The organism is Cupriavidus sp. 22TCCZM04-2, from assembly GCF_057798895.1.
Genome location: NZ_JBYOJS010000021.1, coordinates 38464 through 59454, shown reverse-complemented (window position 1 = coordinate 59454; position 20991 = coordinate 38464). Strand labels below are relative to the sequence as shown.

The following is a 20991-nucleotide window of genomic DNA, read 5'->3' as shown; positions in this document are numbered from 1 at the left end:
TTCAGGCCGGCATTTCGCCGCGCCAGGCGCGTTCGAGCAGCGCCCGTACCGCGTCGCGCTCGACGGCCCTGGGGTTGAAGTACGGATTGGTGCAGGCCAGCGTGGCGGCCTCGTCCAGCCCGTCCTCCGGCATCCCGATGGCGGTCAGCGCCGTGGCGATACCCAGCGACTGGTTCAGCCGGAACAGCAGCGGGCCGGCGTCCCGCGCCCGTTCGCCACCCAGCGCCCGCGCCACGCGTTCCAGCGCGCGCGGCGCCGCGGCGTGGTTGTAGTGTGCGGTATGCGGCAGCATGGTGGCGTGCGTCTGCGCATGCGGCAGGTTGAAGGTGCCGCCCAGCGTGTGGCAGAGCTTGTGATGGATCGCCATGCCGACCGTGCCCAGGCAGACGCCCGCGAGCCACGCGCCGTACTGGGCACGGCTGCGGGCTTCGATGTCGTCCAGCCGTTGCACAACGGCGGGCAACGATCCTGCCAGCGCGCGGATCGACTCCTCGGCCATCAGGCTGATGATCGGGTTGGCATCCTCGGCATACATCGCCTCGACCGCATGCGCCATCGCGTTCATGCCGGAGGCGGCCGAGATCCCGGCGGGCAGGCTCAGGGTCAGTTGGGGATCATAGACGACCGTGCGTGGCAGCACGCGCAGGTCGCGACCGGTCTTCTTCAGGCGCCCTTCAGTCAGCCCGTAGATCGGCGTCACCTCCGACCCGGCGTAGGTGGTCGGCACAGCGATAATGGGCTGCCCCGAGACCAGAGCGATGGCCTTGCCGAGGCCGATAGTCGAACCGCCGCCTACCGCCACGTAGCAGTCGGCGCCCAACCGCGCCGCCTCATCGCGCGCGGCCTGCGCCACCTCGACGGGCACGTGCATCACCGCCTCGCTGTAGACGCCCGCCGAGCACTCGCCGAGCAGCGCGGCCACGTGCTGGCCGAGCGGCCGCTGCTCCGGCGTGGTGAGCACCAGCGCGCGCTGCGCGCCGAGCCGCTTCACCTCATCGGGCAGCGCATTCAGTCGGCCCGGCCCAAAGACCACCCGCGACGGTGTGGCCTGGTAGACAAAGGATTCCATCCCCCCTCCCTGACTCATTGACCCGCCCAGTGCATCAGCGCTTGAAATGCGGCGGTATCGTAGCGTCCACGTTGACCCATACCGACCGCGCTTCCGTGTAGTCGTGCATGGCCTCGAAGCCCATTTCGCGACCGTAGCCGGATTGCCCAAGCCCGCCAAACGGGCTGCCGGGGTTCACCCGCTTGTAGCAGTTGATCCAGCACATGCCGGCATGGATGCTGTCGGCCATCTTGTGCGCGCGGCCCAGGTCGCGCGTCCACAGGCCGCTGCCGAGTCCGTACTCGGTTGCGTTGGCGATGGACAACGCCTCCTCGTCATTGCCGAAGCGCAGCACGGTGACGAAGGGGCCGAACACCTCCTCCTGCGCCACGCGGTCGTGCGGCTTTGCCTCGACGATGGTCGGCTCGACGTAGTAACCCTTCTCGAGCCCCGCAAGCGTCGGCGCCCGGCCGCCGGTCAGCACTCGCCCACCCTGCTCTCGCGCCACACTGGTATAGGACAACACCTTGTCGCGATGCTGGGCCGAGGTCAGCGGCCCCATCTCGGTTTCCGGATCGAGCGGATTGCCCAGCCGGATGGACGCCGCTAGCTTGCCAAAGCGGTCGAGGAACTCGTCGGCGATGCGTTCATGCAGCACCAGCCGCGAGCCCGCGATGCACGCCTGCCCCTGGTTGTGGAAGATCGCCCAGGCGGCGCCGTTGATGGCCGCGTCGAGGTTGGCATCCCCGAAGACGATGTTGGCGCCCTTGCCGCCCAGCTCGAGCTGCACACGCTTCAGATTGCCCTTCGACGCCTCCACGATGCGCCTGCCAGTGGCGGTCGACCCGGTAAAGGCGATCTTGCCGACCCCGGGATGCTCGGCCAGCCGCTGGCCCGCCGTGTGTCCGTAGCCCGGCACCATGTTGACCACGCCCGCCGGAAAGCCCACCTCGGCCATCAGCTCGGCAATCCGCAGCGACGACAGCGGCGTCAGCTCGGACGGCTTTATCACCACCGTATTGCCTGCCGCCAGTGCCGGGCCCATTTTCCAGCTCGTGAACATCAGCGGGAAGTTCCACGGCACGATCTGGCCGACCACCCCGATGGGGGTGCGCTGCACATAGTTCAGGAAGCCGGTCTCTACCGGGATGACCGAGCCCTGCAGCTTGTCGGCCATGCCGCCAAAGTAGCGGAAACAGGCGGCGGTGCGCGGCACGTCCAGACCACGCGAATCGCGGATCGGGTGGCCGGTGTCGAGCGATTCGAGCTGCGCGAGTTCCTCGGCGTTGGCTTCGATGGCATCGGCGAGCTTCAGCAGCAGGCGTCCGCGCTCGGCGGCGGCCATGCGGGACCAGGCGGGGAACGCCTTGGCGGCAGCCTCGACGGCAAGATCCACGTCGGCTGCCTCGGCCGCAGCGATGGCGGTGATGAGGCTGCCGTCGTGCGGATTCAGTACGTCGATGGTGCCGCCGGCCAGCGCATCGACGAAGCGGCCGTTGATGAAGAGCTTGTTCAGCATGACGATGTTCCAGGAGTATGTGAGGCGCAAGGCACGGAGCGGACGATCAGAACTCCACCGGATACGGCTTCAGTTCCCCGCTTTCGTACCGCTTGGGCAGGTTCGGCGTGGCGTTCTCCCACACCAGCAGCATCGAGCGCTTGGTCGAGTAGCCCTGGTGGCGGATGTCGGCCGGCATTGCGCAGATGTCGCCGGCGCGCATGGTGACGCGGGCGCGCGGAGCGCCGGTGTTCTTGTCGCCGATGTCCCAGATGATCTCGTCGGACAGTTGCAGGAACCACTCCACGCGGTCGTTGCCGTGGAAGACCGGCAGGATGAACTCTTCGGTAGTCGGGCAAAACAGGCTCTGGCCGCAGACCGACGTGACCGACGGGTTCCACGTCACGTCCGAGCGGGAAAGGTACTTGAACAGGTTGAACGCGTGGAGCTGACCTTCGAAGCCGGGTTCGACGTGGATCTCGGGCTCATCTTGTGCCACGTCTAGGAAGGCACGGTTGACGGGCAGGTCATCGCGCAGGGGCGAGTCGTCCGGCAGGCCAGGCATGCGGCGCGTGGCGATGCGCGTGCGCTCGATCGCAGCGATGTTGTCGCCGTGCTTGGGGCCGAAGGCTGTGCCGGTTTCCTCGGGCGCGGCGAAAGGATCGAAGCCTTCGTTGGTCCAGTCGTGCAGGATGGCCTTGAATGTCGCCATGATGACCGGGGTCTCGAAGGTCTCGGTATAGTCCACGCCCGCTTCCTTCATCACGCCGTTGAAGGCGCCCGCGTAGACGTCGACCTTGCCGTAGTGGTTGCGCGTGCCGAAGACGTGGTCGAAGTTGACCCAGCCGTAGAAGAAGCCCCAGGCGACGTCGCGCATCATGGCGCGCAGGAAGGCGTCGGCAGGAATGGCGTGGGTACGGAGCTGGCCGCGCGCGGGCCACTGCACGGTGGCGAAGTAAGCGTCGCGCGAAAAGCGGAAGGCGCCAAGGTTGAAATCGCGGTAGCCGCTGACCGGATCGGGCGCGCCGGACTGGACTTTATTGGCGGCGAAGGCGGAAGTTTTCGGCTTGTCGGCAACGTCGAGCATGGCCATGGTAAGTCTCCTAATGATTTTGGTGGAACGTGCGATCGGGCCTTGGTTCAATGGAGGCAGATGTCCGCCCACTTCTCCACGGACAGCGCACCGAGCCTGGATTGCAAGAGCAGTGCGCATGGCTGCTGCGCGTTGAAGCGATAGGCGCAGCCTGCCGGCAGCAGGCTCTGATGGCCCTTGCCCAGCACCACGTGGCCCATGTTGCGCCCCGTGGGCTCGGCCAGCACGGCACCATCCGCGGCGGCGGGAGACGCGTCCAGCTTGACGAAGTCCACGCGTACCTCGCCGTCCATCGAGATCACGAATTCATCGTGCGAGCAGGTGAACCATGCGGATTGCCCTTCGGCACGCGCGGCTTCCACCACGTATTCCAAGTTCTTGCCGACTACCACGCGCTCGTACGGCGCTGAGCCTGCGGCCACTTCGAAGATGTTGGAAAACACATAGTGACGGGCGTCGCCCTGGGTCACTTCGATGCTGCCCTTGCGGTAGTTGTCGAGAGAACCGAAAACGGTTCGGGGCGTGGATGTCGTCATGGATGTCTCCTGAGTTGGGCGGATGCACCGCCGGCGAATTGCGGTTGGTTGTCTGTCGGGTGGCCGGATCAGTCCAGATACACACCGACGCGGCGGATCACGGCCTGCCACTTGGCGGTGTCGGCGTCAATCTGCCCGGCCAATGCGGCGGGCTGGTCGGGGGCGGGTGCGAGGTCATTGGCAAGCAGCTTCGCGCGCACCTCCGGCAGCCTCACGATGCGGCCGATCTCTTCATTCAGGCGGCGCACGATGGCGTCCGGCGTGCCCTTCGGCGCGAGCAGCAGTTCGCTGAAGCTCGCGTCGTAGCCGGTCACGCCGGCCTCGGCCATGGTGGGTACCTGCGGCGCCAGCACCGAGCGTGTAGAACCCGATACCGCCAGTCCCACAAGCTTGCCGGCCTTGACCATCGGCGTGACCACCGGCGACGCCAGATATCCGCAGGGGACCTGTCCGGCCAGCACATCCTGCATGGCCGGCGACGGTCCCTTGTACGGCACATGCGTCATCCTGATGCCGGCCTGCGTCAGGTACATCTCCATCGCCAGGTGGCCCGGCACGCCGGGGCCGCCCGATGCATAGTTCAGCCCTTCCGGCGCCGACCTGGCCTTCTTCGCCAGGTCCGAAAGGGACTGGATACCCGAGGACGGCGCACAGACCAACATCTGGTTGAAGCGCGCAAGCGTGATCACGGGAACAAGGTCGCCGGGCTTGAAGCTGAGCTTGCGGTATAGCGTCGGGTTGACCGTCAGGATCGTGTCCGGGCCTTGCAGGAGCGTGTAGCCGTCGGCGGGCGATTTGGCTACCACGTCGGCGCCGATATTGCCGCCGGCCCCCGGCCGGTTCTCTACCACCACTGGCTGCCCGAGCGACTGGCCAAGCTTGTTGGCAACCAGCCGCGATGCGATGTCTCCGGGCGAACCTGCGGGAAACGCTACGACGATCCGGATCGGCCTGCTGGGCCAGTCGGCTTGTGCCGAAGCCGCCGGCACGACGGCAAACACGCAGGCGATCTGACAGGCGAGCGCCAGTGCGTGACTTGTGGGTTTCATGTTGTCTCCTGAGAGTTTCGTGATTCCCGGCGGCTCTCCGGTGGCCGCTACGGGGTACTGCAACCGCGCTACCAGCGGCCGATATGGATGCCGACCTCCTCTTCCTTGCGCGTCCATCCGGCCATGGCGGCATGGCTGACTGTCGGATGGATACGGCGGTCGCGCAGCCAGTCGAACAGGCGCGCCTGGAAGCGCTCGCGTATCTCTGCATAGGCAGGATCGGCGCCCAGGTCAACGAACTCGTCCGGGTCATTGCGCAAGTCGAACAACTGCGGACGCAGGCCTTCGAAGTGCACGAATTTCCAGTCGTGGTCGCGCACCATCGTCATATGGCAGCCGTGCGCCGGGCGTCCGACCGCTTCGCGCACGAAATCGCGGAAGGCGTAGTCGTTCTCGGAAAACACCGCATCGCGCCATTCGCTCGGCGTCTCGCCGCGCAGCAGCGGCGCCAGCGATCGGCCTTCCACGACGTGGTCGGGAATGGGCAACCCATAGGCATCGAGAATGGTCGGCACCAGATCGATGGCCTCGACCAGCCGTGCTTCCACGTGGCCTCGCGCAGCGTCCGCGCGCGGGTCGCAGATGATCAGCGGAACCTTGGCCACGCTGTCGTGGAAGAGCTCCTTCTCGCCGAGGTAGTGGTCGCCAAGGTAGTCGCCATGGTCGCTGGAGAAGATCACCATGGTGTCGTCGAAGCGACCACTGCGTTCAAGGTAGTCGAATAGCACGCCGAGCTGGTCGTCGATCTGCTTGATCAGGCCCATGTAAGTGGGAATGACCGTGTCCCGCACCTCCGCCCGGGAGAAATTGCGGCTGACCTCGCAGTTGCGAAAGCCTTGCAGCACGGGATGCGCATGGTCCAGCTCGCTCTGGTGCTGTTTGACCGGCAGCACGTCATCAGGGCCGTACATCGCGTGATACGGCGCCGGCGCGACGTAGGGCCAGTGTGGCTTGATGTATGACAGGTGCAACACCCAGGGCTGGTCGCCGCTCTGCTCGATGAAGTCGATCGCGCGGCGCGTCATGTACGGCGTTTCCGAATCCTGCTCGCGGACCCGCGCAGGCAACCGGGCGTAGCGCATGTCCCAGCCGGACAGGATCTCTCCGTTCTCACCGGCGGCCGAGTTGGCATGGTCGTGCCACGGATTCGCCCCGTCGTAGCCACGCTCGCGCAGATAGGCGGTGTATTGGTGGCTCTCATCGGCAAAGCCCGGTGGCCAGATGCCATCGTCGCGGTCGAACGGCTCGAATCCGCCTTCCGCCACCAGCGCGCCCTCAGCGCTGCGCGGATCGATACCGAGTCGCCTGATGCCCGCCCGGTCCGCCTCCACGTGCGTCTTGCCCGCTACGGCGACGCGTACGCCATGGGGCCGCAGGAAGTCACCGAGCGTCATCTCGCCAACCGGCATCGGTACGAAGTTCCACACGGCGCCATGGCTCGTCACGTACCGCCCCGTGTAGTAGGACATGCGCGACGGCCCACACACGGGCCCCTGCACGAACGCATTGGTAAAGCGCACGCCACGGCTCGCGAGGCGGTCGACGTTGGGAGTATGCAAGCGGGGATGGCCGTAGCAGGACAGGTAGTCCCAGCGCAGTTGATCACACATGATCCAAAGGACATTGCGTATGCGTTGCGCTCCCATCTCGACGTCTCCTCTTGTGGCTTCGTAGTGAAGCGGTCAGACACGTTTGCTGCGTCGCCGCCATGGCCAGAACAATATTTCCTGCGAGTGGGCTTCTCAAGCGGCTTCTGCTAGAGTTTCACTCAGTGAAATACACGGGAAGCCGAGTCCCGTGCGGGAGACGATGCATGTGGGACCCGAAGGTCAAGACAATCACGGCGCTGGATCGGGGACTGGCCGTGCTGGACGAGGTGCGCAGGACCGGTGGCGCCAGCCTGCAGGCGCTGCATGATGAAACGGGGCTGCCGAAGGCGACGCTGCTGCGCATTCTGGTGACCCTGGAGCGCCGCGCGCTGATCTGGCGGCGCATCGCTGACGGGCACTACTGCCCCGGCAGTCCGCCGCCCGCAAGCCGGCGGCAATCCGACGTGACCGACCGGCTGGCACAGTTCGCCGCTCCGGAGCTCGACCGGCTTCAGGCCGAGATCCTGTGGCCCTCGGATCTCGCGATCCGGCGCGGCAACGCCATGGTGCTGTGTGAAACCAACCGCGCCGAGTCGTACTTTACGATCCGGCGCGACAACATCGGCTTCCAGGTCAACATGCTTCGTTCGGCGGTGGGACAGGCCTATCTGGCCTTTTGCCCGCAGAAGGAACGCGAGATGATCCTCGCGGCCTTGCGCCGCAGCCGCCGGGGCGGGGACGCTGTCGCGCGTGATCCGGCGTACGTGGCCCGGTCGATCGAGCGCACGCAGCAGCGCGGCTACGGCGTGCGCGAGCAGGGGTTCGGTGGCGACTATGACAAGCCGCGCACCGAGGCGGACGACCGCCTGGATGCACTGGCCGTGCCAATCATGGGAGACAAGGGGCGCGTGTATGGATGCGTCAACATCGTCTGGATTCGAGGCGTGCGCACGCCGGAGCAGATGGTGACGCAGTGCCTGGACCCGCTGCGGCACACGGCCGACGCCATCGCCGGGAAGATGTCGGCTCGCCCCTAGCGCGGACCCCGCGCGCCTGCCCTCTTTGCTTCTCGCCCCGGCGCGCTCCGACTTGCCTGCGCCGCCCGGCATACCTGCGGGTTTCACCACGTGAAACCCGCAGTAAAAACCCGGGACATCGGCTGCGCCAGCCGCTAAGTTTGATCCTGTGACGGCTGCCTTGCGCGGCCGCCGCGACTGGCCGGCGCCCCCACCCTTTTTTCTCGCACCGGCCACGACACAAGAACCGAGAAACAGGAGACACCATGCCGAGATGGATCGCATGGATAGCGGCGGCACTGCTGCCGGCGCTTTCATTTGCGCTGCCTGCCACGGCGCGCGCCACCACGCCCCCAATCACCACCCTGGTTGTCAGTGCCTTTCTGCCGCCCCAGCACATCTTCAACGTCGCGATCATGAAGCCGTGGGCGCAGGAGGTGGAGCGGGCGACCGAAGGCCGCGTCAGGATCGTCTATCCGCCGACGAGCGTCGGTTCCCCGCAGCAGCAGTGGGACGTGGTCCGCAAGCGCATTGTCGACGGCGCCTATATCTTCAACGGCCTGATCCAGAATCGCGTCACCCTGCCCCAGCTTGCGCACCTGCCGCTCGGCTCGACCACGGCGGCCGGCATGTCGGTGGCACTGTGGCGCACGCATGAGAAGTACTTCAGTCAGGCCGGCGAGTATCGTGACGTGCACCTGCTCGCGCTGGTGGTCTTCCCGGCGGGCCAGCTCTACAGCCTCAAGCAGCCCATCACCTCCCGCCAGGCGATGCGGGGCGTCAAACTGTGGGCGCTCCCTGGCGTCGCGGCGAACCTGATGGATCATGCCGGCGCGGGCGTCGTGGCCACGCCCGCGGCGAAGATGAGCGAGCTGGTGGCCGGCGGCACGGTCGACGGATTCGCGGGCATTCCCGACCTGGACGCCGCACGCTTCAACGTAGTGCGCTATGCGCGGGCCGAGACCGTCATTCCAGGCGGCATTACCGCGCCAAGCTTTTCCTTCTTCGTCAATAAGGCGGCCTGGGATTCGATCTCGGTGGCAGACCGCAGCGCCATCACCGCGTTGTCCGGAGAGGCCTTTGCACGGCGCATGCGCGTCATCGACCAGGCAAACACGCAGGCGCGTGCCGACGCAGTGGCTGGCGGACTGGCGCTTGTCACGCCGCCCCCCGCTTTCCTGGCCGAGCTGACCGACCTCGCGCGTCCGATGGAAGCGCAGTGGCTTGCCGCCGCGGCGCGGCGCAATGTTGAGGGACAGGGCGCCCTTCGCTTCTATCGCGAGCAAGCGTTGAAGGAGGCCCAATGAAACATCCGGATTCCGCCGCAACCCCGACGGTTGCGGAGATGGGCTCGGCCACCGCCGCCCCGCCGCGCGGGTGGGCGGCCCGCTGGCTGCAACGCGCGCTTGGAACCATCGTGGCACTGGCGCTGTGCTTCATCATGATGCTGACGTTCGGCGATGTTTTCCTGCGCTACTGGCTTTCGTCACCGATCCGCGGCGCCGCCGAAATGGTGCGATTCGCCATGGCCATCCTGATCTTCTCGGCCTTCCCGCTGGTCACGTTGGGGCGGCAGCACATTACCGTGAACATCCTGCAGGACAGGCTTGGCGACCTGGGCACGTGGCTGCAGCAGGCGTTTGTCCTGCTAGTCAGCATCGCAGCCGTGGCGATCATGGCGCGGCAACTGGCCGCCGACGGCGTTGACCTGGCCGAGAACCAGATCACCACCACCGTGCTCGAATGGCCGCTCGCGCCCCTGAGCTATTTCATGAGTGCGCTGGCTGCAGTCACGCTGCTGGTCCTGATCCTGCTCGCGTTCCAGCACCTCAGATCGTTTCCGCGTCACCGGGAGGCATCATGACGCTCGCACTGCTAGGCTTTCTCACCGTCCTGCTGTTCGCATTCGCAGGCGTGCCGCTCGGCTTCGCCATGCTGAGCGTCGGCGTGGGATTCTTCGCCCTCACACGCGGTGTTGAACCGGCGCTGGCGATGGCCGGCATGACCATCGCCGATCTCGCGGCCAACGAAAACCTGTCGGTGCTGCCGATGTTCATCCTGATGGGGACGTTCATCTACAAGGCCGACCTCGCGGAAGAGCTATACGACGCGGCCAATGCGTGGATTGGCCATTTCCGCGGCGGACTGGCCCATGCGACCGTGCTGGCTTGCGCGGGCTTCGCCTCCATGTCTGGCAGCTCCATCGCCACGGCGGCCACGATGACCAAGGTCGCCATGCCGCCGATGCGCCGCCATCGTTACGCCGACAGCCTCGCAGCAGGATGCGTCAGTTCAGGCGGTACGCTGGGCGCGCTGATTCCACCAAGCTTCCCGCTGCTGATCTACGGTGTGCTGACCGACCAGGACATCGGCAAACTGTTCATCGCTGGGATCGGGCCCGGCCTGCTGCTTGGCACGCTCTTCCTGCTGTCGATCTGGTGGACGGTAAGGCGGGACCCGACTAAGGGGCCGCCGGGAGAACGGGCCTCGTGGGCGGTCCGCTTTCGCAAGGCCGGCAAGATCTGGGGCGTGCTGGTGCTGTTCCTGCTGGTGGTTGGCGGCCTGTACAGCGGCATCTTCACCGCGACCGAAGCCTCCAGCATTGGCGCGACTGGCGCGCTGGTATTTGCCGGCATCCGGCGCAAGCTGACCTTCGCCACGCTGCTCGAGTCACTGGTGGAAGCGGGCAAGACCACGGCCATGATCTTCTCGATCGCGTTCGGCGGCATGGTGTTCGCCAACTTCATCACCCTGTCCGGCCTCACGGGAACGCTTGTCGACTGGATTCAGGCGATGCACCTGCCGCTACTGGGTGTCATCCTCGTGATCACCGGCATCTACATCGTGCTCGGATCGCTGATGGAGGCGCTGGCCATGATGCTGCTGACTATCCCTGTGTTCGCCGCGATCGTGCAGCCGCTTGGCGCGAACATGATCTGGTTCGGGATCTACGTGGCGATGATGATGGAGATCGGCATGATCCATCCACCAGTGGGGATGAACATCTTCATGGTGAGAACCATGCTGCCTGAGCTGTCGATCAGCACCATCTTCAAAGGAACCATCCCCTTTTTGGCCGCCAATGTCGTCGCACTCGTGCTGGTGATCCTCGTGCCAGGCATCGCGCTCGCGCTGGTTGGATTGATGCGCTAATCGGACTTGACGCAGGCATTCCGATCCGAGGACGGGATGCTGCGGTCAGATCAGATTTCCGGGGTTACGGGCAAACACTCAACCCTGTCTCTCACACAAGCGCTTCCTTCGATCTCGGGAGTCGCTTATCGGGCCAGTTGCTGACGTTCGACCTTCCTCTGGCCAATGGCGGAAGCTGACCGATGGCGCTGATCGCCGATATCGACAGCCCGCGCGGCGGCCTGATCCGCGTCGCCCCGCAGAACCTCATAAGCCTGGAGGCATCGCTGCGTCGATAGGGGATTCCTTTTTTTTTGCACCCATTCGAGGAGCCATGCATGCGCAACGTCGGTCGGCGTGGAACGCTGGCCTCCGCCAAATCTGGTCCGTGACGGGAGACAACGGGCGATCTGCCATGAGCGGCACGGTAGGTAGCGGACGACTGCTATCGGACTGTTCGCCGCCATACATGTAGGTGCCCTTGACCGTCGCAGAGGGGTCGTCTGCCGCCCTTCGCTCGCGACTTCAATGTGAAACCGACCAAGAGCATCGCGTCAGGCGCCTACGTGTTCGTTTGTGTGGGCAGCCAAGTTCAGTGGTGATCTGCGTGTAGTGGGCCTCACAAAGGCAACGAGCAGGTCTCGATTTGAGATGTGCAGCGCAAAAGTTTGCTTGAATTCCCGCAAAATCGCGGTGCAAAAAAGCCGCACATGGCAAGACTCAACAGTTACGGATATGCCTTGTCAGCATTGGCTTTGCGGACGAAAAAATGCGCGCAATCCGGAACTAACTGGGTACGGAAATCCATAACTGTTGTACCTTACCATCCTCCCATGTCATGTGAGCAAACTAATTCCCTCTCAGATCCCTACATCATCAACCCCCGACAAAGCACCGACACACCGCTGGCCGCCAGGAACAGCATCAGCACGCGCCGCACAACGTCGGCAGGGAAACGCTTGCGCAGCCGGGATCCCACCGCCAACCCGGCCAGGCTGAACGGCACCGCGAATGCCGCGCTGCGCAGCAGGTCCGCCTGCTGCAGCAGTCCGCTGCTGGCAAACGCGACCAGGCGCATGCCCGCACTGACCAGGATCACCGCCGCGATCGTGGCGCGGAATTCGTCGAGGTGCGGCAGGCGCCTGGACAGGTACATGGTGTAGATCGGCCCGCCCGTCCCGAACAACGCGCTGAACACACCGCCAACGATACCCGCCGGCGCCGACCATGCCGTGCCGGCGGCCGGCGCGCTGGCGGCGGCAGGACGAAGCAGCGCGCGGCCCGTCATGCCCAGCACGAACACGCCAAGGCCGACCAGCAGCCAGCGCGACTCGACCCTGGCCAGCACCGTGGTGCCCAGTGCCACCCCGGCGACCATGGACGGCACCAGCCGCAGCAGCTCGGAGCGCGCAATGGACTTGCGGTTGCGCAAGCCGACCATGGCGGTCGTGACAAGGTCCAGCAGCAACAGCGTGGGCACCACGAACTGCAGCGGAATGAACTGGACCAGCACGGGCACCGCCACCATCGCCGCGCCAAAACCGGTCAGACCGAATACCGTGTAGGCGGCGGCAATGGTCGCCCCCAGGACCGCGTAATGCTCGCTACCCATGCTTCAACCCGTTCTTGTTGTTGTCGTCGTCACGCTACTGCACCTTGATGCCTACGCTGCGGGCCAGCGACTGGTACGTCGCGAAGCTTTCCGAAACATACCTGGTGGTCTCCTCGGGCGTCAGGATGCGTGGTATGCCCCCATATGTCGCGTTAGCGGCAATCCAGCGAGCATCGCCCGCCGCCGCCTTCAGTACGCCGGCCCACTTCCTGACGATGTCCGGCGACAGCTTCGGCGGGCCGTACAGCGCGCTCCAGCCGATCACCGCTTCAAGCTTCGGGAAGCCAGCCTCGCGCACGGTCGGCACATCCGGAAGCTGCTTGAGCCGCTCCGGCGTGGTGGTCACCAGCGCACGCAGCTTGCCGCCCGACAGCTGGCCCGACACGGAGCTGAGGTTGGGGCAGCTGAAATCGACCTCCTTCGAGATCACCGCGAGCGCCGCCTCGCTGCCGCCCTTGTAGTTCACGCTGACGGCATCGGCCGGCTTCAGGTTCAGGCTTTGCAGCAGCAACTGCGGCGCAAGGTTCAGCACGGTGGCCGGGCCCGATGCGCTGTAGTTCAGCTTGCCGGGATGCGCCTGCAGTTCGGCTGCAAGATCCGCGATGGTCTTGTACTTCGATTCCGGATGCACGACGCAAACCACGGGGTTCAGTTCAAGCAGCCCGATAAACGTGAAGTCGTTCCACTTATATTGAAGCCCCGAATCCTGGATCGCGGGAAGCAGCACCTGCGAGCCAACCCTGGCCAGCAGCAGCGTATAGCCATCCGGCGCCGCGTCCTTCGCCACCTGCGAGCCGATGGCGCCGTTGGCGCCGGGCCGGTTCATCACCACGACCGGTTGCCCGAGCATGGTGGAGGCCGTGACCGACAGGTTGCGCGCGGACTGGTCCGCATCACCGCCTGCGCTGAACGGCACAATGATCGTGACCGGCCGGCTCGGGTACTGCTGCGTGGTTTGCGCGGAGGCAGGCAGCGCCGTGACAGCACCGGCCATTGCCATGCCGGGCAAGGCAAACCGCATGAGCCTGCGAAACATTGGATCCATGACGCTTGTCTCCGTTTCCGGACGGCGGCGGCTCAGGCGCCACCAGCCAGCCGACTGTGGGCACGCTCTGTATCGGACCGCCACGCTCAGTTGGCCGAGATCTTCCGCCTTGCCACCAGCACCTTCCAGCGGCCCGATTCCTGCGCGATCTCCTCGACAAGGCGGCCATTCGGCGACAGTGTCTTCGTCATGCCTTGTGCGGCAAGGTAGCGCTGCATGCTGGGCTCCGAGACGGCACGTTCGAGATCCGCATACATCTTTGCGGTCAGGTCTTTCGAGGTGCCCGCGGGCGCCATCAGCGCGAACCAGCCATAGAAGCTGAAACCCGGCAGTCCGGCTTCGGCCACCGTCGGCACGTCGGGCAGCAGCGGCGAGCGCTCCTTGCCCGTCACGGCCAGCGCACGCAAACGGCTTCCCTTTAGCAGCGGCGAGATGCCATTGATATTGCCCACGGTCATGTCGATCACGCCGGCCATCAGGTCCGCATAGGCCGGGCCATCCCCCTTGTACGGCACGTGCACGACCTCCATGCCAGCGGCCTCGGCAAATGCCTCGCTCGCGATATGGACCTGGCTGCCGTTGCCCGCCGAGCCAAAGGTAAGCTTGCCGGGATTGGCCTTCGCATAGCTGATGAGTTCCGCCACGGTCTTGGCCGGGACCTTGGTGTTGACGGTAACGACCATCGGGCCGCTGGCCACCTTGCTGATCATCTCGAAGCTCTGCGTGGAATACGGCAGCTTGTGGTAGATGTACGGATTCACCGTGAACATGCTGCCCGAGGCCAGCAGCAGCGTGTAGCCATCCGCGGCCGACTTGGCGACGACCTCCGCGCCCACGGCACCACCGGCGCCGGGACGGTTGTCCACCACCACGGGCTGCTTCCATTGCTTGCCCAGCTCCAGCGCCAGCGCACGTGCAAGCAGGTCGGTGGCGCCGCCCGATGCAAAGGGCACGACCAGGCGGACCGGCTTGTTCGGCCATTCCTCCGCATGTGCCGGCGTCATGTACATCGGTGCGATGGCTAGGGCGAACATGGCTACCGCCGTTGAACCCGCGTGACGCCTGGCTTCCGCGCCGCCACGCAGTTCCTCGAGAATGGGATTCGCGCGCAAGCGATGCAGCCACCGCCGTGCGTGTCCCTGCCAATGCCTGAGTGCGCTTCCAATGCCAAGTCGTGTCATCGCTGTCTCCTTTGTGGTGCCGCTGTCCGGCGCGGCTATCGTGTGCAACGCATTGTCTTCAATCGAGGCTAATAAATAATTTCCTTAAACAAAAACCTAATCTTTTTGTGAGCATCACCAGTTAAACTGGTTGATAAAATTTAACTTTCGAAAACAAAAATCCATCCTGCATTTAAATTAAATGCAGGCTATCGATCTGACCTGTTCTTCTTCGACTATTCGCTTCGATGCAGGACGACCGTCATCGCTGTCCAAGCGGAAAAGCGCACCGTCGCCATCGCTAACGCTTGCGCACAAGGCGGGGCCGGGTGTCATCGGGCGCGCTGGCCGGCTCGGTGACGGCCGTCAGCGCATCGAGCAGCAGCCGCGACAGGTGCGCGCGCGGGTTGTCGCGCGGCACCAGGATGCCGAGGCGGCGCATCAACGGCGGCGATCCGAACGGGATGGTACGGATCGACGCCGGGAATTCGTTCTCCACGCCGCGCGCGGGCACCACCGAGGAGCCGAGGCCGTTTGCAACCATGCAGATGACGCCTTCCAGCGTGTCGATCTCCATGGTCGACCGCACCGCAATCTGCCGGCGCACCATTTCTTCCTGGACCAGGAAACCCACGCGCGCCGTGCGATTGAAGCGCACATACGGCGTCGTTTCGAGCACGCCCTTGTCCGAGTCGCCACGCGTGGTGACATGCGTGATGACGACGAATTCCTCGTTGAAGAACGGTGTGAACTCCAGGTCCAGGCGCGGCACTTCGGGCTCGGTGACTACCGCGACATCGAGCTGGCGCCGTTGCACGGCGCGTTCCAGGTCATGCGTGAGGCCCGTGGTCAGGTGGATGTCGAGGCGGTGCCCCTGCTGCTGCAGCCGCTTGAGCGCGAGCGGCAGCAGGCCGGACACGCAGGTGTGCACGGAGCCGAGCTTGAGCACGCCGCCCGCCGCTTCGCGCTTGAGCGCCGCGCTCATGCTTTCCCAGTGGGTCAGCAGGTCGCGCGCCCGGTTGGTGAAGGCCAGCCCGGCATCCGTGAGGATCGGCGGCCTGCGGCTGCGGTCGAAGATGGTCATGCCCAGTTCTTCCTCCAGCGCGCGCATTTGCATGCTCACGGCGGACAGCGACAGGCCGATCGCGTTGCCCGCTTCGGCGAAGCTGCCGCGATCCGCGATGGCGACCAGGGTGTAGAGCGTCTTGACGTCCATATTCGACTCGATATCAGGGGTTCGGTGCGCCGTCATTGTGCCGCACGGACGCACGCCACGTGCCCTAAAGCCCCAGCAGGCGGCGCGCATTGCCGCCCATGACCTTCTCCATGTTCTCCGCACGGATCGGCAAGGTTTCGAACCACTGCTTGTAGTCGCGCACCGGGCAGAACGGGAACGAGCTGGCGTACAGCATCCGGTCCGCCAGGAAGGTATCGGCCGCCTTCACATACTCCTCCCAGCCTGGCATCCTGGAAAAATACATATCCGGCGACAGGTACAGGTTCGGCCGGCGAAAGGCGATGTGGAGAATCTCCGTGACCCACGGCCAGCCGCCGTGCACCACCACGACCTTGAGCCTCGGGAAATCGGTAAGCACGCGGTCCGTGCGTATCGGGTCCGAGTGGCTCAGGTCCGGGCCCGCTGTGCCGCCCACCATCAGGATCACCGGCACGTCCAGGTCTTCGCAATGCGCGTAGATCGGGTACAGGCGGCGGTCGTCGGCGTACATCGGTATCGGGTACGAGCCCGGTTCGATGTTGATGGCCTTGAAGCCGCCGGCGACGGCATTCGAAATGGTCTTGCATGCAACCACGCGATCGGTCGGATCGATGGACGCCGCGCCGATGAACCGCCCGGGGTAATCGCGCACGATGCGCGCCACGTCGTCGTTCGATACGCTGCCCAGCGTGCCGGCAAGGCGCCCCACCACGACACCCCGATCGACGCCGGCCGCATCCATCTCCTGCATCAGCAGACCCATCGACTGCTGCTGCGCGGCCGGCGACGGCTCGAAGCCGACCGTGCGCGTGAAGCCGTCGCGGCGCTCGCCGGCCGAATACATCAGGGTGTTCAGGAAGCCGCCGAGTGGCGGCCGCAGTCGGAAATCGATGATCATGTCCGTTCCTTGCCGGTTTGCTGCAGTGTGTTGAGAGTGCGGGGCTACATCACTTCGTTCTTGCGGTCGTCGGTCTCGCCGTAGCGATGCAGCGCGGGCGGCTTGAGTCCCGCGTAGAGCTTTTCGATGCCGGCGTTGATGATCTCGGCGTGCTGCGCAAAGAGCGAGTTGCCGTCAAGATCGCTCTCGACGATAAACGGGCCGAAGTTCTCGACCTCGAACATCCACATGGCCTGCGCAATGCCAAGCTCGTCCAGCCAGAACACATCGCGCACGCGCTTGATGCCGCGGCCCAGCAGCGCGCCCGTGCCGTATCCGACCGTGGTCAGGTAGACCGCGCCGCCGGGAGCGAGCACGCGCTTGTAGTCGTCGGCGGGCATGCCGCCCTTGCCGATGAAGATGCGGCAGTCAGTCTGCTTCATCCATTTCGGAATCCACTTCGAGAAGCGGAAGCTCGCGGTGGCGGTTACCGCGCCGACGTTGTAGCCGCCATGGCCATCGGGCGCGGCAGCGGGCGAGCAGTGGAAGTTGACGTTGCTGAGCCCGCGCAGCTCGACCGGTGGCTCAAGTCCCTCGTCGAGCACCTTCTTGTAGACGCCCTCTCGCGCGGTGTAGATCACGCCATTCAGGTAGACCGCCGCGCCCAGTTCCAGGCTGGCGATGTCTTCCGTAGTGGCAGGCAGGTTGATATGGAAGACCTTCAGGTCATCGTCTTGCGGGCTTACCATTCGACTGTCTCCCTGCGCAGGTATGGGGTGAACCACTGCGGGTCGGTGCGGTACTCGATTTCGCCGCCCGCGTGGATGCGTGCCGTGGCGCGGCGCGACGACAGGCAGAACGTATGCAGACTGATCGGCATGCCACCCGTGTGTGTGTGGCCAACCTCGATGTGGCAATCGACCACCATCGAAGAACCGACAAACCCCATGGCCCCCATGCCGATCGAGTTGCCGAGCTTCATCAGTTCCAGTTCCAGTTCCGCGATCTTCGAATCGGGGTTGCGGTCGCCGACCACGCGCAGGCAAGCCGCCTGCTTGCCGAGCTGCATGCACGTATCCTTCGAGCCGCCCAGCCCGATGCCAACGATGGCGGGCTGGCACGCCAGGCCGCGCTTGCCGAACGCGATCAGCGTATCGAGCACGAAGCGCTTGATGCCGTCGATGCCGTCACCGGGGAACAGCATGCGGTAGTCGGTGCCAAACAGGCCGCCCTTGTGCACCGTGGTGATCTCGACCCAGTCGGCATCCGGCTCGAACGACCATTCGATCTCCGGCGCGTTGATGCCGACGTTGTTGTTGTTGTCGGTGCGCCAGAGCGGATGCACGCGGTTCGGGCGCAGCGGCACGGCCAGCGTGGCGTCGGCGGTCGCCTTGCGCAGTGCCCGCTCGACCGCGACAAAGCCGCGCTGGACCGCCGCTTCATTGCCGACCTTCACGTAGTAGCGCGGCAGCCCGGTGTCCGCGCACATCGGGCGGCGGTCCTCGTCGGCGGCTTCCCAGTTGTCCTGCATCGCGTGGATGACGAAGCGCGGCAGCTTGCCGGTCTCGGTCTTCTGCAAGGCCTGGATGCCTTGCTTGTAGTCCTTGGGGATCTCGATCGCGGCGCGCTTCATGATCTCGAACGCGGCTTCCTCGACCCGATCGATGGAAATGGTCATCGTAGCGGTCCTTTATGCTGCAACTTTCGGGGGTTGGCCTGCCTCGCCAGTAATCAGCGACGTGCCGGGCCGGACAATATCGAACTTGACGGGGACCATCTCGAGGCGGAGATCGTCACCATCGGCGCTCACGCGGGTGTAGCGGCTGCCGTGCAGGTCGCCCGCCTCGGGGAAGTCTTCGCGGAAATGCGCGCCGCGGCTGTTCTCGCGTGCCAGCGCGGAGACCGTAATGACGCGCGACATGTCGACCAGGCTTTGCAGGTTCAGCCAGTCATGCCAGGTCACGTTGTAGCGCCGGTCGCCGTCGGGCACGCCGATGGCCATCAACGCACGCTGGTGCGACGCGACCGATTTCAGTCCGCGCTGCATCGCCGCCTCGTGGCGCAGCACGCCGACGTCGTCCCACATCGTCTGCGCGAGCGCGTCGCGCAGTTCGTGGATCGCGCCCGCCGGCTTCGAGAACGGATACTCGGCGCGCGCGATGCCATCGGCGATCACGCGGCGGTCCGGCTCCTTCCATTGCTTCACGCCCGGGACATAAGCCGCCATGGCGTCGCCTGCGATGCCGCCGAAGACCGTCGAGTTCGCCACGCCGTTGCCGCCGAGGCGGTTTGCGCCGTGGACGCCGCCGCAGTCCTCGCCAGCGGCGAACAGTCCCGGCGACGCGGTGCTGCAATCCACATTGAACTCGACACCGCCCATCAGGTAGTGCGCTGTCGGCACCACCTCGACCCTGCCGCCCGCAAGATCAAAGCCGCAGTCGCTGCAGCGGTTGACCATGCCCGGGAAGGTCTTGGCCACCTTCTCCGGCCCGAGATGGCTCATCTGTATGTAGACGCCGCCCATCGGTCCCGTCCGGCCGGCGCGCATTTCGGCATAGATACCGCGGCTGACCACGTCGCGCGTCGCGCGTTCGCCGCGTGCGTCGTAGTTGGTCATGAAGCGGTCGCCGTCGCCGTTGAGCAGCCAGCCGCCCGCCCCGCGCAGGCCTTCTTCGAGCACCGTCCCCGTCATGCGCGTATCGGGGCCGCCGAGCAGGCCGGTCGGATGGAACTGCACCATTTCCATGTCGCGCAGGCTAAGGCCGTAGCGCATCGCCATGGCCAGGCCATCGCAGGTCTTGTCGCCCGACGGCGTGTGATAGCGATACATGGTCGGACCCGCGCCGGTGGCCAGCAGCACGGCCTTGGCCTGCACGAAGCGATAGGTGCCGCGACGCATGTCGATGAACAGCACGCCTGCGATGCCGGAGCCGTCCGCGGCGGGAATCAGCTCGATCGCGCGGTGCTCCTCCAGCTCTTCCACATCGAGCGCGCGCACCTGCTCCATCAGCCGGTTGATAATCTCGATGCCGGTCAGGTCGGCCTTGTGCACAGTCCGGTCGAAGCTCTGCCCCGCGAAGGCCTTCTGGTGCAGCGTGCCGTCGGGGTTGCGGTCGAAGAAGCAGCCGATCTCGTTTTCAAGTTCGCGCACGCGCTCGACCGCGCCTTCGACGAGACGCCAGGCCAGGTCCTGCCGCGGCAGCCACTTGCCGCCCTCGATCGTGTCCATGAAATGGCGTTCGACCGAATCGCCGGAGGACAGCGCCACGTTGTAGCCGCCCTGCACCATGCGCGTACAGCCGCATTTGCCGAGCAGGCCCTTGACCGCCACCGACACTTTCAGCGCAGGGTTGGCCTTTTTGGCATGCAGCGCCGCGAACAGACCCGCGCCGCCGGTCCCGAGGATCAGGATGTCTGTCTTGTGATTCTCGATTTGCATTCAGATTACCCCCAGGGCAAAGACCACGCCGACCAGCAGCGACAGCGCGCCGCCCCAGCCGATCCACGACAGCCGTGCGTCGCGCGTGGAACTCCACGGCAACAGTTCCAGCGCCAGCAGCCGCAGGCCGAAGCACATATGAATGGACAGCAGCAGCACCAGCCCCCATTCGCCGAACTTCACCGCACCCATGTCGGCGAACTTCAGGAACGCGTCCATGCGGGCACGCTGGTCCAGCGCAAGGCCGAGCACATAGAAATGCGCAGGAAGAAAGATGCCGAGCGCCAGCCCGGAAAGCCGATGGCCCAGGAAAGCCCAGTAAGCGCGATGATTGCGTGGCGACTTCATGACCCGAACCCTCCTACTGCCGCCACCGCGCGCAGTCCCATGGCAAGCAGCAGCAGGCCGAACAGCAGGCTCGCCACCGATGCGCCGCTGCGGCTCAGCCGCGCCCATTCGATCAGGATGTTGCGCAGGCCGATCGGCACATGGACCGCCACGCTGAGCACGAACAGCGAGTAGAACGGAATCCAGATCCAGCTGCCCTGCGTGCGCGAGAGGATCTCGGCCGCCGTGAGGCCGCCGCGCACCGCATAGAGGATGACACCCAGGTGCACCAGCACGAACGGCGCCATGATCATGGCCGTCAGACGCTGCAGGGCAAAGAGACGCTGCTCCATG

At 65.3% G+C, this 20991-nt stretch carries 20 protein-coding genes; 4 read left to right on the top strand and 16 right to left on the bottom strand.

The features are described from left to right. Position 1: 1 nt before the first annotated feature. The 6 genes from AC3FKG_RS24910 to AC3FKG_RS24885 form a co-directional block, all read right to left on the bottom strand. On the bottom strand, positions 2–1069 hold the full coding sequence (locus tag AC3FKG_RS24910) for a maleylacetate reductase (protein WP_483712439.1): 1068 nt from the start codon (positions 1067–1069) through the stop codon (positions 2–4). Between the two features lie 34 nt (positions 1070–1103). Next, positions 1104–2567 carry an aldehyde dehydrogenase family protein gene (locus tag AC3FKG_RS24905; RefSeq protein ID WP_483712440.1) on the bottom strand — a complete coding sequence of 488 codons (1464 nt, stop codon included), beginning with the start codon at positions 2565–2567 and terminating at the stop codon, positions 1104–1106. A 46-nt stretch (positions 2568–2613) separates the two neighbouring features. Continuing rightward, positions 2614–3639, bottom strand: a complete 1026-nt coding sequence (locus tag AC3FKG_RS24900; RefSeq protein WP_483712442.1) for a hydroxyquinol 1,2-dioxygenase — start codon at positions 3637–3639, stop codon at positions 2614–2616. A 47-nt stretch (positions 3640–3686) separates the two neighbouring features. Next, the gene (locus AC3FKG_RS24895) at positions 3687–4175 is read right to left on the bottom strand and encodes a cupin domain-containing protein (RefSeq protein ID WP_488744392.1); all 489 of its coding nucleotides are present in this window, start codon (positions 4173–4175) and stop codon (positions 3687–3689) included. A gap of 68 nt (positions 4176–4243) precedes the next feature. After that, positions 4244–5224 carry a Bug family tripartite tricarboxylate transporter substrate binding protein gene (locus tag AC3FKG_RS24890; RefSeq protein ID WP_488744391.1) on the bottom strand — a complete coding sequence of 327 codons (981 nt, stop codon included), beginning with the start codon at positions 5222–5224 and terminating at the stop codon, positions 4244–4246. Positions 5225–5292: 68 nt separating this feature from the next. Further along, the gene (locus AC3FKG_RS24885; RefSeq protein WP_488744390.1) at positions 5293–6870 is read right to left on the bottom strand and encodes an alkaline phosphatase family protein; all 1578 of its coding nucleotides are present in this window, start codon (positions 6868–6870) and stop codon (positions 5293–5295) included. A 167-nt stretch (positions 6871–7037) separates the two neighbouring features. Between AC3FKG_RS24885 and AC3FKG_RS24880 the strand changes: the two genes are divergently transcribed. The 4 genes from AC3FKG_RS24880 (at position 7038) to AC3FKG_RS24865 (ending at position 10982) form a co-directional block, all read left to right on the top strand. Next, positions 7038–7850 (top strand): IclR family transcriptional regulator domain-containing protein, encoded by an 813-nt coding sequence (locus AC3FKG_RS24880; protein WP_483712447.1) that lies wholly within the window; start codon positions 7038–7040, stop codon positions 7848–7850. Between the two features lie 245 nt (positions 7851–8095). After that, entirely contained in the window at positions 8096–9136 is a 1041-nt protein-coding gene (gene dctP / locus AC3FKG_RS24875) for a TRAP transporter substrate-binding protein DctP (RefSeq protein WP_488744389.1), read from the top strand. Beyond that, on the top strand, positions 9133–9693 hold the full coding sequence (locus tag AC3FKG_RS24870) for a TRAP transporter small permease (RefSeq protein ID WP_483712449.1): 561 nt from the start codon (positions 9133–9135) through the stop codon (positions 9691–9693). Before dctP ends, AC3FKG_RS24870 begins: the two co-directional genes overlap by 4 nt. Then, entirely contained in the window at positions 9690–10982 is a 1293-nt protein-coding gene (locus AC3FKG_RS24865; RefSeq protein WP_488744388.1) for a TRAP transporter large permease, read from the top strand. Before AC3FKG_RS24870 ends, AC3FKG_RS24865 begins: the two co-directional genes overlap by 4 nt. An 847-nt stretch (positions 10983–11829) precedes the next feature. Here AC3FKG_RS24865 and AC3FKG_RS24860 read toward each other — a convergent pair. The 10 genes from AC3FKG_RS24860 to AC3FKG_RS24815 form a co-directional block, all read right to left on the bottom strand. Continuing rightward, positions 11830–12573 (bottom strand): sulfite exporter TauE/SafE family protein, encoded by a 744-nt coding sequence (locus tag AC3FKG_RS24860; RefSeq protein WP_488744387.1) that lies wholly within the window; start codon positions 12571–12573, stop codon positions 11830–11832. Positions 12574–12607: 34 nt separating this feature from the next. Further along, positions 12608–13618, bottom strand: coding sequence for a Bug family tripartite tricarboxylate transporter substrate binding protein (locus AC3FKG_RS24855; RefSeq protein ID WP_488744386.1), 1011 nt, complete (start codon positions 13616–13618; stop codon positions 12608–12610). Between the two features lie 86 nt (positions 13619–13704). Further along, the gene (locus AC3FKG_RS24850; RefSeq protein ID WP_488744385.1) at positions 13705–14652 is read right to left on the bottom strand and encodes a Bug family tripartite tricarboxylate transporter substrate binding protein; all 948 of its coding nucleotides are present in this window, start codon (positions 14650–14652) and stop codon (positions 13705–13707) included. A 427-nt stretch (positions 14653–15079) separates the two neighbouring features. Next, positions 15080–15994, bottom strand: coding sequence for a LysR family transcriptional regulator (locus AC3FKG_RS24845; protein WP_483712456.1), 915 nt, complete (start codon positions 15992–15994; stop codon positions 15080–15082). Between the two features lie 64 nt (positions 15995–16058). Next, the gene (locus tag AC3FKG_RS24840) at positions 16059–16892 is read right to left on the bottom strand and encodes an amidohydrolase family protein (RefSeq protein WP_488744384.1); all 834 of its coding nucleotides are present in this window, start codon (positions 16890–16892) and stop codon (positions 16059–16061) included. Between the two features lie 44 nt (positions 16893–16936). Further along, positions 16937–17620 carry a fumarate hydratase C-terminal domain-containing protein gene (locus tag AC3FKG_RS24835; protein WP_483712458.1) on the bottom strand — a complete coding sequence of 228 codons (684 nt, stop codon included), beginning with the start codon at positions 17618–17620 and terminating at the stop codon, positions 16937–16939. Further along, the gene (locus AC3FKG_RS24830; RefSeq protein WP_483712459.1) at positions 17614–18549 is read right to left on the bottom strand and encodes a fumarate hydratase; all 936 of its coding nucleotides are present in this window, start codon (positions 18547–18549) and stop codon (positions 17614–17616) included. Before AC3FKG_RS24830 ends, AC3FKG_RS24835 begins: the two co-directional genes overlap by 7 nt. Positions 18550–18561: 12 nt before the next feature. After that, the gene (locus AC3FKG_RS24825; protein WP_488744383.1) at positions 18562–20310 is read right to left on the bottom strand and encodes an L-aspartate oxidase; all 1749 of its coding nucleotides are present in this window, start codon (positions 20308–20310) and stop codon (positions 18562–18564) included. Continuing rightward, complete coding sequence (locus AC3FKG_RS24820; RefSeq protein ID WP_211947612.1) at positions 20311–20658, bottom strand: succinate dehydrogenase/fumarate reductase transmembrane subunit; 348 nt, start codon at positions 20656–20658, stop codon at positions 20311–20313. Next, positions 20655–20990, bottom strand: a complete 336-nt coding sequence (locus AC3FKG_RS24815; RefSeq protein ID WP_483712462.1) for a succinate dehydrogenase — start codon at positions 20988–20990, stop codon at positions 20655–20657. The genes AC3FKG_RS24820 and AC3FKG_RS24815 overlap by 4 nt, the downstream gene beginning before the upstream one ends. Position 20991: the final 1 nt, after the last annotated feature.